We start from the raw sequence: 15932 nt of genomic DNA, 5'->3' as shown, positions 1-15932 counted from the left end.
AGTCTTTTTTATTGTAGAAGGCTCTTTTCTATAAGATTGTTGCTTTTTGATATAAAATTGTAAACTTAGTTGATTGGAGCGTAAGGTGGCGACTCCTCGAAAATGTATTCACATTTTCTTCGTGCGTGGGTTATTTCAAAGAAGCAAATTCAATGTCCAGCGGGAAAAGCGTGAGATTTGAGACCCCGCAGGAGCAGCAGCGACTTGTTCAGTTGCAGCGGCTAGAAACTCGAGAAATTTCAACTCCTCCTTCAGAGGCAAATTACGCCTCTTTGTCGGAGTGGCCAAATTTTCTCGTTTCTGTGCAAGCCGCCTCCACATCTCGTTAAGGAGGCTCAAGCCACGCCCGCGGAAAGCGTCCACCTGAAGCGGAAGTCAACGTTATAAAAAACAACAAAGTTTGCGAAAACGGCCTTTTAGAAAGAAGGGATTCGCTCGATTCATGTTGAAATAAAGAGAGAAGGAAAGGTAAGGGAGCGACATACATTGTGATCATAACGGAAACAGACCCGATTTTATTAAAGAAGTTGAAACAAAAGAATATGGATTCAATCATCGATTGGTTTGAACAAAGAAAATTAAGCTTGTACAAGCTTGCCTCTATCTATATAGGAAATACGGAAGACATTCAAGAGACTTTTTACAATGTGATGGTAAAGCTACAGGCGGAAAAAAACAAGAAAAAAAAGCAGGCTTCCTTTGAAAATTGGGTTGTTTCCCTTTTTATAAAAGAATGTAAGCTAAAAAATATGCAAGTAACTGTTGAGAGTGTACTAGATAAACTTAATGAAATTAGCAAAGATGTTCTCGCTTTAACATATATTCTTGGCCATAACCTTGAACAGGTAGCCGATATTCTAGAAATCCCTGTCGAAACAGTAAAAGTCCATTTACATAAAGGTATTCGGATTTTGAGTGGGGGAGAAGAAGGTCATTATCAAGAAAAATACATTGATTATTTGAGCCGAACATTAGATCGTCCTTCTAAAATAGATTTTGAGATTCATTTACACAGTTGTGAAATCTGTCAAAGCGGTCTAACAGTATTCCAAGCTACCATTTATTCACTAATTGAAGAGGCTGATGCGATTGAAGTTCCTTCACATTTTTTTGATGATGTGAAGACAAGGTTAATTGAAATCGAAGGATTTAAGAAGAGGAAGAAACAGAAACGAACCAAAATAAGTATTGGAATTGCATCTTCACTCGTCTTATTACTCTTAATCGGGTATGTAACGAACGGATTTGCTTATATGTATTACTCTTGGCTTGACCTGCGTGATCAAGAGGATGAGCAATTATTAGCATACTTAAAAAGTGGTATTGGTGAACCACTTAATCTTGTTCAAGAAAGCAATGGAATAAAAGTTACGATAAAAAGTGCTATCGCAGATGATTTTCAAACATTAATCTATTATGAAGTTGAAAATCTTGAAAATAGTGAACAATATGGAATTAATTTTTGGAATGGTGTATTTGTAGAAGAGGAAATGAACACCTTTGATCAACAGGCCATTCCCATCAACCATATACCGGTTCAAGCCCTTGAAAGTGAAGGGGATGTCTTTAAGGGAATTCTAAGTTTATTACCCGTTTCATCCGAAACAAAAACCATAAAACTGAATCTTTCAAAACTGCAAAAGATGGAAAAGAATGCTGAAAACTTTGAATGGATAGATGTCTATGGAGAAGGTTCGTTTTTCCCTGGTGAATGGAATTTTGAAATACCAGTTAAGAAGAAAGAATCGTTCGAACATGTCGTCCACAAAAAATTCAAAGTAGATGGGTTTCCAGTTGAGATAGAGAAATTGATTATAGCTCCAACCATCACGCTTCTTCAATATCGTTTTGAACCATATAGTGGTGATCAATATATTAATGAACTGTTTTTTGAAGGAATCCAAACAAAGAAAAAGAAGGCAAAACCATTTGGATGGAGTGTTCCTATACAAGGTGGGGATAGGCAATACAACACTTATCAATCACCTTTTGATTCTCTTTATTTTGAGAAGCCAAAAGAAGTCAGTCTTTTATTAAGCTCATTATACTACACGAAGAATGATGCCTATAAAGTAGAAATAGATATCAACAAACCATTTCCACAAACCTTTGAATATCAAGGTAGTGACATTTCAATTGATAAAGTTGAATTAGGTGAGCCTACAAAAATCGAAATTACAGCTGAAATGAATGAAGGACGAAAATTTGAATCGCTTCATTTTGAAGTACTAGGACAAAATAACAATTCTGCTATGTCTATGGGGATGACGGATAGCGATGGTGTATTTGTTGACCTGAATGGGAAAATATATAACCGTGATGAGTATGTCCAAAATGCGTATATGTATGTGGGAGACCATCCTCGTTATTATCAAACGAAAGTATTACTTGAAGTCTATGGAGAGAGTTCTACTGAAGAGAGTGTTCCTGGGTGGTTACAAATTCACGGTTATTGGGGAACTACCTATCTAGATGATAAGGTCAATATTAAATTGAAATAAGAAAGCTCAGGTAATCCTGAGCTTTTTACATCTTATCTTTTCGAAATTGTAGGTATTCTTTTTTAGCGGAAGGATTTTCTTCAAAAAAGTCAATTAAGGTTGATAAGCATAAGGAGGTTTCCTTACTTATATAATGTTCGAGCTTTTCAACTTCTTCATAAATATTCTTATCCTGAACGCCAATCATTTTTAAAAAGTCTTCAAGCATCTCATGTTTTTCTACTAACTTTTTTGCAATCGTGCTTCCTTTTTCGGTTAACACAAAACCTCTATATCTTTCATAAATCCCAAAACCTTCCTCATCCAACTTTTGCATCATCTTTGTAACGGAGGAAGGGAGGACATTTAATGAAGAAGCAATATCCACGCTTCGAGCGTAGCCTTTTTGCTGAATCGATAAATAAATTTTTTCTAAATAATCTTCCATACTTGGTGTTGGAATCGTCATTACCGCCTTTCAAAAAACTCTCTATTTATATTATATAATGAAATGCGGATAATTTTCTATCTAATCTTCCAAATGAAGTCGGATATCATCCGTACGAAAACCTATTGACGTTTCCAAATCAAGAACATCTATAGAAATAACTTCGTTTTCTTGCAAATCGATATTTGGAAAAGTAACAGATCCACTTTTGTCATCCGTAATTTCATAATATTCATAGTCTGCAAGATTTAACCGATAAGCCACATTCTCCTTTTTTTCGATATCAAAGGTCAAACTGTCATCCGTAACTAAAGACAACTTAGGGGTTTTCAATTTCCGGTTATCATCGATCATTATTCCAGTTTCTCGTTCAATAAATTGTTGCAATTCTTGATTTCCTAAGACATTCGTAAGTTGCTGATTTTCATGCTCGGTTCGCATATAAAACGCTTCATTCGAATAGACATCATCTCGATCTACTTCATTGATTGCCCCATATAATAGAACATAATCGTCAGCAAAAATTTCCTGCGGGTACCACTCATGTGCTGAGATGGAGTAATTAAAAAATGAAGACCATTTAACAGGTATATCATCTAACCCTCTTAGCTTTGACCACCTTGAAAAAGGAAAATGATGCGATGGAAAATAATAGTATGCAAAATGATGACCATACTCATGTGATAACGTATCTCGGTATTCTCGAGCGTTTGTATGTTCATTTCCTTTATAAAGCGTAATGCTGCTAATAAACGGATGATAGATTCCTGTAATACTATTATTTGAAGGTGATGGACCATCCATGACGCGAACTTCTTGTAACAGGTTCATTTCCTCACCGTGTTTGTTTTTTATTAGTTCCTGATAAAGTTCCTCTAATTGTTGCTCATTCCAGTTTTCTGAATAGCTTAGAAATAGAACTCCATTTGGTGATTCGTATTTAGCATAATATGAAGCGTTATACGTGATAGGGTCTAAGCTTAGTAGAATTGGAAGGCTACATAATGCGAATAGAAATACAATTATTCTTTTCCTCAATAACCTCACTCCCCAGTATATATCTTATCATTCTTGTAACACCTGAATCTCTGTTTTATTTTGCCAGAACGGCTTCGTCGTTTATAATGAAAAAGGAAAGTTTTTGAAACTATGAAAAATGGGCTGGTGAAATAAATGAATCGTGTTGTCATTGTTACTGGTGCAGCAAATGGAATTGGCAGAGGTATAGCGAATAGTTACGCAAATAATGGAGATAAAGTTATCTTAGCAGATATTGATGTAGAGGCAGGAACAAAACAAACCCTTGAACTTCAGGAACAAGGTAAGGAAGCCATGTTTATTAAAACAGATGTAAGAATTGAGCAGGATATCAAAAATTTGATAAACCAAACCTATCAAACCTATGGTAAAATTGATATTTTAATAAACAATGCAGGAAAAGGTTTGTTTAAATCACCATTCGATGTCACCGTTGAAGAATGGGATGACGTGATTCATACGAATTTACGAAGTGTTTTTTTATGCTCGAGAGAAGCTGCAAGATATATGAAGCAATTTGGCGGCTCAATCGTTAATATTGCGTCAACAAGGGCCTTGATGTCTGAAGCCCATTCAGAAGGATATGCAGCAACAAAGGGTGGAATCGTTGCAATTACTCACGCACTTGCTGCTTCATTTTCAGAGTATCAGATAACAGTAAATGCCATTTCTCCAGGTTGGATAGAAACAGGTAATTATGAAGAACTTCGTAAAGAAGACCATGACCAACACTTTTCTAAGCGGGTCGGTACTCCAACTGACATTGCAAATGCATGTCTATATCTAACCGATTCGAAAAATAATTTTGTTACGGGGATTAATCTCGTCGTAGATGGAGGAATGACGAGAAAAATGATATATGAGGAGTAACAAAGAGAGGAAGCTTTATAGATTATGAAACTTGTATCTTGGAATGTAAATGGATTACGAGCATGTGTTAAAAAAGGCTTTTTGGATTATTTCAATGAAATGGATGCTGATATTTTTTGCGTGCAGGAAACAAAACTTCAGGAAGGTCAAATTGAACTAGACCTTGAAGGCTACCATCAATATTGGAACTATGCGCTTAAGAAGGGCTATTCAGGAACTGCTGTTTTTTCAAAAGTAAAGCCCCTTTCGGTTTCATATGGTGTTGGAGATGAAAACGAAGAATCAGAGGGGAGAATTCTTACATTAGAATTCGAAGATTTTTATTTAATTAATGTCTATACACCGAATTCACAAAGGGATCTAGCAAGACTGAACTTCCGGCTTGAATGGGAAGACCGTATGCTTGCTTATCTTACTCAATTAAATGAGAGCAAGCCAATCATTATGTGTGGTGATTTGAATGTTGCTCATATGGAAATTGACCTAAAGAATGCAAAATCAAATCGAGGAAATTCTGGATTTACCGATGAAGAGCGTGGAAAAATGACCAATTTACTCAATTCTGGATTCATTGATTCCTTCAGATATTTTTATCCAGACATAACCGATCAATATACATGGTGGAGCTACATGAGAAATGTGCGTGAAAAAAATATTGGGTGGAGAATCGACTATTTTATTGTATCTGAACAATTTAAAGACCGTCTAGAAGATTCCCATATTCACTCACACATCATGGGAAGTGACCACTGTCCGGTTGTTTTGGAAATTCATTGATAGGAAAAAATTTAAAGGAATACTTTAAAGAAGGACAAACATAGATTACAATAGGTATGCTATAGAATTGACTTTGTAGCATCTTATTTGGAGGTAAAAATGGATAATTGGATAACAGATTTTATGGATCAATTTGGGTATGTTGGAATTTTTCTATTAATTGCACTAGAAAATATCTTCCCACCCATTCCTTCTGAGGTGATTTTAACCGCAGGCGGATTTATGACCACAATCACGAAATTAACCGTGGCAGGGGTTATTGTTGCTGCAACACTGGGATCAGTTGTAGGTGCGATTATTCTATATGGAATTGGACGCTTACTTGATGTTGAGCGATTAGAGAAAATTGTTGACCGCTATGGTCGCATTTTACGAGTAACAAAAGAGGATATCTATAAAGCAGATGCTTGGTTCGATAAATATGGATATTGGACTGTATTTTTCTGCCGGATGGTTCCATTAATCAGGAGCTTAATTTCCATTCCAGCAGGGATGTCCAATATGAACTTTTGGATGTTCATTCTCTTTACAACGCTTGGAACATTAATTTGGAATGTGATTCTTGTGATGCTAGGAGCTGCATTTGGTGAATCTTGGGACGTTATTGTTCATTACATGGACATTTACTCGAATATCACTTATGCATTGATTGCATTAGCGGGAATTGGATTTCTTGTTATATTTTTCACCAAGAAAAAATCAAAAACGAGATAATTAAAAATGTTTCGGGCGCACGTCTAATAGGCGCCTGAATCTAGACATTTAAAAAAGGAGTACTTTACGTCTGATGGAAATTATTGAAATCATAAAAGCGATTATTTTAGGACTGGTTGAAGGCTTAACAGAATTTGCCCCAGTTTCCTCGACAGGTCACATGATTATTGTCGATGATATGTGGCTAAAAACAGAGGAATTTCTTGGAAAATATCCAGCGAACACGTTCAAAGTTGTGATTCAACTCGGCTCCATACTAGCTGTTGTTGTCGTGTTTAAAGACCGATTTATTGACTTACTTGGACTTAATCGAAAAAACAAAATTGTTCCAGTTGGAGCAAAACACTTACGTTTAACACATATTATTGTAGGGTTAATTCCTGCAGGTGTCCTTGGAGTATTATTTGAAGATACAATTGATGAATATTTATTCACAACTGAAACTGTATTAATTGGACTAGTGATAGGTGCAATCCTAATGATTGTCGCTGACCGATATAGTGCTAAACATCCAAATACGCAAACTGTAGATCAAATTACGTATAAACAAGCATTAACAGTTGGTCTTATTCAATGTTTATCACTTTGGCCAGGATTCTCACGTTCAGGTGCGACCATCTCCGGTGGTGTATTAGTAGGACTTAGCCATAGAGCAGCTGCAGATTTTACATTCATCATGGCTGTTCCAATCATGGCAGGAGCAAGTGGAATATCGCTTCTAAAAAACATAGAGTATTTTTCAATGGACGCACTTCCAGTATTTATTGCAGGATTTATTAGTGCATTCGTATTTGCTCTAATTTCAATTCGCTTCTTCCTACGTCTCATCGATAAAATTAAGCTATTACCATTTGCCATCTACCGAATTGTACTAGCCGCTGTTATTTATTTTGTATTTTTATAAACAATCTCATTATTATTAGAATTCATAAATGTTTTGCATATTGAACATGACTATTTGAAAGGTGGTACTGTGAATCACAGTTACCACCTTTTTTATGTTTACTTAAGTTGTATTCCAAGCTTATTTAATTTTTTACTTATTGTCGATTGGCTTACATTCAGGGCATTTGCGACTTCAACAGTTGTCTTATATTTATTTAAAGTGTATTCAAGTATTTGTTTTTCAATCGACTTTAATGCTTCAAAGAGATCTAATTCACCAAATATTTCCAATTGATAGGGAGCATTAGAATTAATACTTGTGTTTTTTTGTTTTAGCTCTTTTATTTCTCTTTGATATCTTCCTAATATCTCTTTAGTTTCACTTAGTTCTTGATGTAATTTATCCACTTCCGTAATATCTCTAGAAGCATTTACTATACGAATGATATTTCCATATTCATCTCTTATTGGGGTACCCATCACCAATAATGTTCTTCCTGTATTTGTTTTTTGTATCGTGGAAATTTTTTTACCTTGCTCTAGAACCATCCTAGTCACTGAAGGTGAAAAAACACCTTCTTCTTCAAGTTTAAATACATTCGAACCTATAAAATCTTCCTTTTTGATCCCCCAAAACTTTTCACAAGCCGCACTAACTCTCAGAGCTCTTCCGTCTTTATCAGCTACAAAAATCACATCATATGACGATTCGAATATTACCTTTAAATCCATTGCCATATTTCGATACTCTTCAAAAATATTTAAATCTGGTATTTCAAAGATAATAAGTATTCCCAATAGAATACCTCTAGATAATATTGGTGTACCTCTAATTAAGATTAATGTTTTATTTATACCTATTTCTAATTCTTTAACCATCGTTTTTTGATTATTATATACATCATCAATAAATTCTTTAAAAATATCATCTTCTAAATTAAAATCATCGGTTAATGAATCAGTTAAATACATATATTTTATTTGTTTATTCTCACCAAAAAGGATGTAGGGAATCTGAAATGCATTCAGATATTCTTGGGGTAGTAAATCTGTTTCTGGGAAATTATTCGTATTGTGCAACATAATTAACCTCCGATATTCATAATGTAATTAATATAAGAATATTGTTATGACAGACAGAATATGAATAAATTGAGCAACAAAAAACTTATCAATATAGAATATAGAGTTTTAGTTTTATAGACAGTTAATGTTATGTAATATTCTCAGAAGAATAGTCTATATGAAAGGAGAAAAAGAAATGAAGCATCTCGTAAAAGTGGCATTAGTTCAATTCTCACCATTGCCCATGGTACAAATGCAAGAAAACATTGATTATATAATAAGAAAAATTGAAGAATTAGCATCTACCGGAAATGAATTAATTGTGTTCCCAGAAATGAGTATCACAAATTTTTATGAACACGGCCCACTTGGAAAGCAAATATATTGGGAAAATGGTACTCTTTCACTTGATGACACGGCCATAAACAGAATAATAACATCTGCCAAAGAACAAGGAGTGTATGTAATTGTATCCTTAGCAGAACGCTCTGAAATTATTGGTACCATTTATAATTCTGCTTTATTAATTGGCCCATCAGGGATAATAGGGAGAATAAGAAAAATGCACCTTCCTGGTTTAGAAAAACTCTATTTTTCTGGAGGAAATGAGCCAGAGGTATTTGATACCCCAATAGGCAAGATCGGAATTGCTATTTGTTATGATAGTATGTTTCCTGAATATGTTAGGCTCTTAGCAGCTAAGGGAGCAGAAATAATAGCATTTCCTTCCTCAATATGGAAAGGCGGGAATAAAGGAGGAATTGGTTCAAGTGGATCCAAAGAAAAGTTTTGGAATGTTTTACCTCTTGTAAGGGCCTTGGAAAACCAATGTTTCGTCATTGCATGTAATGGAGGTGGAGATCACTATATTGGAGAACATTATGGTAGATGGATAAGAATGGGACTAAGCAAAATCGTTTCACCAACAGGTGAAATACTAGCAGAAGCACACGGGAATGAAGATTGCGTGCTCGAAGCTATTATTGATAAAAAGCTACTTCCAGAATCAAGAAGTGCATACCCATTTTTAGCTGATAGAAAACCTGAACTTTATGGAACATTAGCAAAAGACTTAATTTAACGATTAATATCTGAATATTCTTATAATATTATAATAAAACTCATTAGTGCTAGGAGGAAGATTATGATTCGTTTAGGTGTAGATGTAGGTGGAACATTTACTGATTTAATCTTAGTAGATGATTCTGAAGGAAGATCTTGGGTGCATAAAGTGCCCTCAACTCCAAAGGATCCTTCAGAAGCTGTAATTACTGGCATACTAGAAATATGTGAGATTGCAAGTATTGAGCCAAAAGATATCAACCATTTTCTACATGGTACGACTGTTTCAACTAATACTGTACTTGAGCACAGCGGAGCAAATGTCGGAATGATTACAACAGAAGGCTTTAGAGATATTCTGCACATCGCTCGGCATAAACGACCATATAATTTTTCTTTGTATCAAGACCTTCCATGGCAAAGCTATCCACTGGTAAAGAGAAGGAATCGATTAGTTGTACCAGAAAGAATATCTGCACAAGGTGAAACGTTAATCCCACTTGATGTGGAAAAAACAAGAGAACAGGTTAAAAAGCTTAAAGAATTAAAAGTAGAGGCAATCGCTGTTTGTTTCTTGTTTTCATTTAAAAATCCAGAACATGAGAATCGTGTAAAAGAAATCATTCAAGAAGAGTTTCCAGAAGCATATTTGTCAATCAGTAACGAAATTTTACCTCAATATAGAGAATATGAAAGATTTAGTACTGTTGCATTAAATGCTTATATAGGACCTAAAACAAGTACGTATTTAAAGAAATTAGAATCAAATCTCAATGATGTAGGAATGGAAGCGGGACTCCATTTAATGCAATCAAATGGGGGAATAGCAACATCTTCCGTTGCTGCGGATAAACCTATTAACCTTCTATTATCTGGACCTGTAGGTGGTTTAATTGGGGGTATTCAAGCAGCTAAAAATGCTGGATTTGATAATGTTATCACGTTAGATATTGGGGGAACTTCAGCAGATATCGGGGTCGCACCTAATGGAGAGATGAGGATGCGACATTTACTAGATACAAGAATTGGTCAATATAACGCAATGGTTCCTATGGTAGATATTGATACAATAGGTGCTGGTGGAGGATCGATTGCATATGTAGATGAAGGAGGTATATTCCGAGTTGGCCCAAAAAGTGCGGGCGCAGACCCTGGTCCAGCTTGTTACGAAAAAGGTGGAACTTTACCTACATCTACTGATGCAAATGTGTTATTAGGAAGAATCCATCCAAAAAGCCAGTTAGCAGGTAACCTAAAAATCAATGCGAAGCTCTCTGAAAAGGCTTTCAATGAACACATCGCTTCTAAATTAAGCATGAGCACTTTGGAAGCAGCAGCAGGTGCATTAAAAATTATGACACATAACATGGTAAATGCAATTGAGATGAATAGTGTTCGTAAAGGGTATGACCCTCGCGAGTTTACACTTGTTGCAGCTGGGGGAGCAGGTCCGTTATTTGCGTGTGACATTGCCGAGGAATTAAATATTCCTTATGTCATAGTTCCACCATATCCGGGTATCACAGCAGCAATGGGATTACTTTCAACAGACATAACTTATGAAAAAGTATTTACAGTTTGGGGAAGTTTATCAGATCCGGATATTCCGAGTTTAGCAGCTACCTTCGAACAACTAGAAGCAGAATCTAGAGCTGCATTAAAAGCAGATGGATTATCAGATGAACAAATCATTCTAAAACGTGTTTGTGATTGCCGTTATGCTGGCCAGGGGTATGAACTACGTGTAGATGCGCCAGAGGGGGAAATTAACAAAGCCTGGGTTGCAGAAGTTATTAATAGATTCCATGAAGTACATGAACGAGAGTATGCTAGTAAGTTTACGGATCAGGAAGTTGTTGCGATTAATGTCAGAGTAATCGGTGTGGGACTTATTACATCTGAAAAAGAAATTACTAATGTAATAATTGATAATCCAGAATTTAGTTTATCGGATTATCCTAAATACCCAGTCTATTTCTGGATCAATGATGAACTAGAAGAACTGAGCACACCTTTTATAAGTCGAGAAGAAATTCCAACTAACATTGAAATAGTTGGTCCAGCAATTATTACACAGAAGGATAGTACAACAGTAATACCGCCACAGTGTAATGCAAAATTTGATTCATTTGGAAATATTGTAATTGATATGAAAAATAAAGTGAAAGTAAAAGAAAAATCAATAAACGCTGTTTCATTGAAATAAATAAGGAGCTGATTAATAGATGGATGAAAAAAAATCATATCGGGATATTGACCCTGTTACACTAGGTGTAATTGCTGGATCATTCAATTCAATAGCTAAGGAAATGGCATTGGTTTTATATAGAATGGCATATTCCAGTATCATACGAGAATCTGAAGATTTAGGTGCTGGATTATTTGACCCAGATGGAAATGAATTATGTGAAAGTGATTCAACACCTATGCATATTGGCTCTTTACCAGGTTATATTGCAGGGGTTAAACACTTCTTAGGAAACGACATTAATGATGGGGATATTATTCTACATAATAATCCTTATTATGGGGCCTCACATACCCCTGATTTAGCAATCATTATTCCTATATTTTATAACGGTAATTTGGTAGGGTACGCAGCAAATACTGGTCATGTACTAGATGTTGGTGGAATGGCTCCTGGTCTAATGGTAGATGTGGTAGATGTATACGCTGAAGGAAAACATTATAATGCAGTTAAACTGTATAATAAGGGCCAGAAAAATGAAGATGTATGGAGACATATCTTTGAAAATGTACGAACACCAAAAGAAAATAAAGGTGATGTAGAAGCAATGATTGCTTCGGCTAAACTTGGGAAGAAACGTTATCTCGAGTTGATTGAACGTTATGGATTAGATACAGTCCAAGCAGCACAGCAACGTTGGATGGATTATTCAGAAGAGATGCTTCGAAAAGAAATTGAGAAAATTCCAGATGGAATATATAAAGCTCCAACAGGTTGGCTTGATGATGATGGAAGAAATTACGGAGAACGTCTTCGCATTGAAACGAGTGTAAAGATTGAAGGAAGTGATTTGGTTGTTGATTTAACAGGAAGTTCGCCTCAAGTGGAAACGGCCTATAACGTACCTTATTCAGGCTCAACTCTTCCAGCAACTTACACAATAGTACGTGCAATATTATTAGACGAAGCTAATTCCGAAGTCTTCATTCCTCAGAATAGTGGAATTTTCAAACCCATCAAGGTAATTGCACCATACGGAAGCATTTTTAACCCAAAGCCACCTGCTGCGAATACCGCAAGAATAAATCAAGTACAAAGATTAGCAGATCAAATAAATTTGGCTTTATCTTCCGTATTACCAGATAAGACGACTGCAGGAAATTCAGCACATGTACATTTTAATTCATATGCAGGGATCAAAGCTGACTCAGGAGAATACTGGGTATATGTAGAAGTAAATGAAGGATCCTACGGTGGTAGATGTGGGAAAGATGGTTTAGATAGTGTCGATAATCTGATAGCAAATACTAGGAATAATCCAATAGAAGAGTTAGAAATGCGTCTTCCAATGAGATGTAATCGGTACGAATTACGAAATGAAGATGCAACCCCAGGAAAGTGGAGAGGTGGAGTTGGAATTGTTAGAACGTGGGAATTCCTAGAAGGCGGTCTCTTCACCGGTGAAGGAGATAGACATACTGATCCACCTAAAGGAATATTAGGAGGAAAAGATGGCTTAACAGGTTCTTTAACTTTAAATCCAGGTACCGATAAGGAGAAAAGCTTACCCGCGAAACTTACGAATTACAAAATAAAGGCAGGAGATATCTTAGAAATTAAAACCCCAAGTGCAGCAGGCTATGGCGATCCGTTTGAAAGAGATCCTAACAAAGTTTTAGAGGATGTACGCGACGAATATACCTCAAAGGAAAATGCTAAAAAACAATACGGTGTCATAATTACTGAAGACTATACAGTAGACATCGCAGCAACAGAGGAATATAGAAGACTTGTTAAATCAACAAACTAAAGGGGAGATAACAAAAGGTGAAACCATTATCTTTATCACTTGATGGAAAGATAGCAGTAATTACAGGTGCTGGACAGGGAATAGGAAAATGTGTAGCGAAGACAATTGCTGCAAATGGGGGTACCACTATCCTTATAGATTTAAATGAAGCAGCATTAAAGCAAACAGTTCAAGAAATAGAAAAGTTTGGATCAGAAACTACTTATATATTGAATGATGTTAGTAGTGTGTCTGATGTGGAAAAAGCTACTTCAATCATTCGAGAGACATACGGACATATTGATATTTTAGTAAATTGTGCGGGTGTAATCTGTGAAAATGTATCAGCAGAAAATATCAATATGGACGATTTCGATAAGGTAATTAACGTTAACCTAAAAGGAACATTAAATTGGTGTAAACATGCTGCACTTTTAATGATCCCTCAAAAATATGGAAAGATAGTAAACTTGGCATCTCAAGCAGCTTTACTATCACTACCACACCAATCAATTTATACAGCTAGTAAAGGTGGAGTTGCTGCCGTTACCCGAAGTTTGGCCATTGATTGGGCACCACATAATATCAATGTTAATGCCATTGCTCCTACCTTTATTAAGACACCAATGGCGGAGCCAATGCTTAATGACCAGTCTGTTCTTAACGCATCCCTTAAAAGGATTCCGCTAGGACGAATTGGAGAACCAGAGGATATTGCAAATACAGTAAGTTTCTTGGTTTCCGATTTAGCTAGATTAATTACAGGTCAAGTAATAGCAGTAGATGGAGGTTGGACAGCCGGAGAACCAGGTCTAGACTTATAGGATAATGTTATATATAACTAATTGAAAATTTATTATTCACACTTATATTCAAGAGTTTTATAAATAAGGGATGCCTATTCGGATTTGTCTACTTCGATTAGGCAGTCGTCTATACGGCAAGTTTTCATCAATAAATCTTTTAAAGTAAGCCGTGGCTAAATTATATAACATAAAGGAGGAAATACGATGAGTTTTGCTACAATCAATGGTGTTAAATTATGGTATGAGGAAAAGGGTAGTGGTGAGCCGATTATTCAAATACACGGATGCGGTTTTGGACACAATAATTTTTCGACTGCAACCCCATATTTAGCTGATTATTTTAGAGTAATAGATTTAGATTTAAGAGGGTATGGCCAATCAGAACAACCTATTCAACATTACGATATGGAAGTTTGGGCTGATGATATTGCAGGATTGATGGAATATTTAGAAATCGAGAAAGCTCATATACACGGGACATCAATGGGAGGAATGGTTGCACAACAATTCGCAGCCAAATATCCTGAAAAAGTTGACCGGCTCGTGATAAACTGTTCTGCAGCAAAATTGGATTATGCTGGAAGATTAACTTTTAGAAACTGGATTGATATTGCAGAGCATATGGGAGTTGGGAGCAGAACACTTGCTGAGTTAATTTCAATGCAAGCATTATCACGAAGTTTTCTTGATAGTGAAAACGGTGAATCGGCTGTAGATATGGTTCAAGAAATTTTACAAAAAAGCAATAATAAAGAAGTTTTTAAGAGGGCTTGCCAAGCAATGATTGATATGGACCTTAGACCATTACTACCCAAAATTACAGCAGAAACACTCGTTATTGGTGGAGACGAAGATATTATGACTCCTTGGGAAGTTGGACCAACGGGTGCAGGACAACAATATATTTATGAAAATATAGCCAATTCTATTAAATATGTCATTAAAGGATCTAATCATTCTTCCTTATTCGATAATGCTGAGGAAAATTGTAGAGTTGTAAGGGACTTTTTTTATGGAAAGGTTGTAGGTTAAATGAAACTACTTAACAAAACAGCCTTCATTACTGGAGCTGGATCAGGGATAGGAAGAGCCACAGCCCTTCGCTTCGCGGCAGAAGGCGGCAAGGTAGTTTGTGCTGATATTAATAAAGAATCTGCCGATTATACAGTAAGGTTAATTGAACAAAATGGAGGTAATGCGTTCTCTTGTTTTATTGATGTTACTAATATTGAAACAATTAAATTGGCCGTACAGGAAAGTATTGAAAAAGTGGGAAAGATTGATGTTCTCGTTAACAATGCTGGCATTACAATAACGGGAAGTGTTGAGGAATTAGAAGAACATCAGTGGGATCGAGAAATGAACATAAACTCTAAGAGTATTTTCCTTTTATCAAAAGAGCTTTGGTCACATTTTAAATTCAATAAAGGTGGAGTAATCTTAAATACAGCCTCAATTGCAGGTCAAACGGGCATTGCTAATGATGCAGCATATTGCGCTTCAAAATCAGCTGTTATTGGCCTTACAAAATGTATGGCGGTTGACGGTGCTCCCTATAACATTCGAGTAAATTGTGTATGTCCGGGATTTATTGACACACCTATGATAGAAGGTTTCTTCCAAGACCAAGATGATCCAGAGGGTGCACGAGAGTTCGCCACAAGAATCCATCCACTAGGGCGCTTAGGAAATCCAAAAGATATTGCAAACGGTTTTTTATATCTTGCTTCAGATGATGCATCCTGGGTTACGGGTACAGCCTTAACAATAGATGGCGGGCTAACATGCGCATTGCCAACAAGTTAAAAAT

The 15932-nt window shown here is 35.9% G+C and carries 14 protein-coding genes; 11 read left to right on the top strand and 3 right to left on the bottom strand.

What is annotated here, in order from left to right; genetic code table 11:
• Positions 1-488: 488 nt before the first annotated feature.
• A complete protein-coding gene (locus AC6CHV_RS01135; RefSeq protein ID WP_498077918.1) occupies positions 489-2501 on the top strand; it encodes a DUF4179 domain-containing protein in 2013 nt (670 codons plus the stop codon).
• Positions 2502-2526: 25 nt separating this feature from the next.
• Here the strand turns inward: AC6CHV_RS01135 and mntR are convergent, their stop codons facing one another.
• A complete protein-coding gene (mntR, locus tag AC6CHV_RS01130) occupies positions 2527-2943 on the bottom strand; it encodes a transcriptional regulator MntR (protein WP_341333538.1) in 417 nt (138 codons plus the stop codon).
• A 66-nt stretch (positions 2944-3009) separates the two neighbouring features.
• Entirely contained in the window at positions 3010-3966 is a 957-nt protein-coding gene (locus AC6CHV_RS01125; protein ID WP_498077917.1) for a hypothetical protein, read from the bottom strand.
• A 135-nt stretch (positions 3967-4101) separates the two neighbouring features.
• On the opposite strand from AC6CHV_RS01125, the gene AC6CHV_RS01120 reads away from it, so the two are divergent.
• The 4 genes from AC6CHV_RS01120 (at position 4102) to AC6CHV_RS01105 (ending at position 7231) form a co-directional block, all read left to right on the top strand.
• Positions 4102-4836, top strand: a complete 735-nt coding sequence (locus tag AC6CHV_RS01120) for a glucose 1-dehydrogenase (protein ID WP_341331663.1) — start codon at positions 4102-4104, stop codon at positions 4834-4836.
• A 24-nt stretch (positions 4837-4860) separates the two neighbouring features.
• A complete protein-coding gene (locus AC6CHV_RS01115; RefSeq protein ID WP_498077916.1) occupies positions 4861-5613 on the top strand; it encodes an exodeoxyribonuclease III in 753 nt (250 codons plus the stop codon).
• Between the two features lie 99 nt (positions 5614-5712).
• A complete protein-coding gene (locus tag AC6CHV_RS01110; RefSeq protein ID WP_498077915.1) occupies positions 5713-6327 on the top strand; it encodes a VTT domain-containing protein in 615 nt (204 codons plus the stop codon).
• 73 nt (positions 6328-6400) lie between these two features.
• Positions 6401-7231 carry an undecaprenyl-diphosphate phosphatase gene (locus AC6CHV_RS01105; protein WP_341331666.1) on the top strand — a complete coding sequence of 277 codons (831 nt, stop codon included), beginning with the start codon at positions 6401-6403 and terminating at the stop codon, positions 7229-7231.
• Between the two features lie 98 nt (positions 7232-7329).
• Here AC6CHV_RS01105 and AC6CHV_RS01100 read toward each other — a convergent pair whose 3' ends face one another.
• Positions 7330-8295 (bottom strand): PAS domain S-box protein, encoded by a 966-nt coding sequence (locus AC6CHV_RS01100; RefSeq protein ID WP_498077914.1) that lies wholly within the window; start codon positions 8293-8295, stop codon positions 7330-7332.
• Between the two features lie 178 nt (positions 8296-8473).
• Here AC6CHV_RS01100 and AC6CHV_RS01095 point away from each other — a divergent pair, with 178 nt between their 5' ends.
• The 6 genes from AC6CHV_RS01095 to AC6CHV_RS01070 all read left to right on the top strand — a co-directional run bounded on the left by AC6CHV_RS01095 (position 8474) and on the right by AC6CHV_RS01070 (position 15928).
• Complete coding sequence (locus tag AC6CHV_RS01095; RefSeq protein ID WP_498077913.1) at positions 8474-9358, top strand: nitrilase-related carbon-nitrogen hydrolase; 885 nt, start codon at positions 8474-8476, stop codon at positions 9356-9358.
• A gap of 63 nt (positions 9359-9421) precedes the next feature.
• A complete protein-coding gene (locus AC6CHV_RS01090) occupies positions 9422-11545 on the top strand; it encodes a hydantoinase/oxoprolinase family protein (RefSeq protein WP_498077912.1) in 2124 nt (707 codons plus the stop codon).
• A gap of 19 nt (positions 11546-11564) precedes the next feature.
• Complete coding sequence (locus tag AC6CHV_RS01085) at positions 11565-13337, top strand: hydantoinase B/oxoprolinase family protein (protein ID WP_498077911.1); 1773 nt, start codon at positions 11565-11567, stop codon at positions 13335-13337.
• 17 nt (positions 13338-13354) lie between these two features.
• Positions 13355-14140, top strand: coding sequence for a glucose 1-dehydrogenase (locus tag AC6CHV_RS01080; RefSeq protein ID WP_498077910.1), 786 nt, complete (start codon positions 13355-13357; stop codon positions 14138-14140).
• Between the two features lie 186 nt (positions 14141-14326).
• Entirely contained in the window at positions 14327-15154 is an 828-nt protein-coding gene (locus tag AC6CHV_RS01075; RefSeq protein ID WP_498077909.1) for an alpha/beta fold hydrolase, read from the top strand.
• Entirely contained in the window at positions 15155-15928 is a 774-nt protein-coding gene (locus tag AC6CHV_RS01070; protein ID WP_498077908.1) for a glucose 1-dehydrogenase, read from the top strand. It begins immediately after the preceding gene.
• Positions 15929-15932: the final 4 nt, after the last annotated feature.

It is taken from the genome of Ferdinandcohnia sp. GQ5 (assembly GCF_059759275.1).
The sequence above is the reverse complement of the archived record's forward strand: the minus strand, read 5'-3'. Positions and strand labels throughout refer to the sequence as shown.

Coding starts and splice junctions, on each gene's coding strand:
- AC6CHV_RS01115 (WP_498077916.1), top strand. CDS start 4,861: ATGAAACTTGTATCTTGGAATGTAAATGGATTACGAGCATGTGTTAAA.
- AC6CHV_RS01075 (WP_498077909.1), top strand. CDS start 14,327: ATGAGTTTTGCTACAATCAATGGTGTTAAATTATGGTATGAGGAAAAG.
- AC6CHV_RS01110 (WP_498077915.1), top strand. CDS start 5,713: ATGGATAATTGGATAACAGATTTTATGGATCAATTTGGGTATGTTGGA.
- AC6CHV_RS01095 (WP_498077913.1), top strand. CDS start 8,474: ATGAAGCATCTCGTAAAAGTGGCATTAGTTCAATTCTCACCATTGCCC.
- AC6CHV_RS01070 (WP_498077908.1), top strand. CDS start 15,155: ATGAAACTACTTAACAAAACAGCCTTCATTACTGGAGCTGGATCAGGG.
- AC6CHV_RS01120 (WP_341331663.1), top strand. CDS start 4,102: ATGAATCGTGTTGTCATTGTTACTGGTGCAGCAAATGGAATTGGCAGA.
- AC6CHV_RS01105 (WP_341331666.1), top strand. CDS start 6,401: ATGGAAATTATTGAAATCATAAAAGCGATTATTTTAGGACTGGTTGAA.
- AC6CHV_RS01100 (WP_498077914.1), bottom strand. CDS start 8,295: ATGTTGCACAATACGAATAATTTCCCAGAAACAGATTTACTACCCCAA.
- AC6CHV_RS01090 (WP_498077912.1), top strand. CDS start 9,422: ATGATTCGTTTAGGTGTAGATGTAGGTGGAACATTTACTGATTTAATC.
- AC6CHV_RS01085 (WP_498077911.1), top strand. CDS start 11,565: ATGGATGAAAAAAAATCATATCGGGATATTGACCCTGTTACACTAGGT.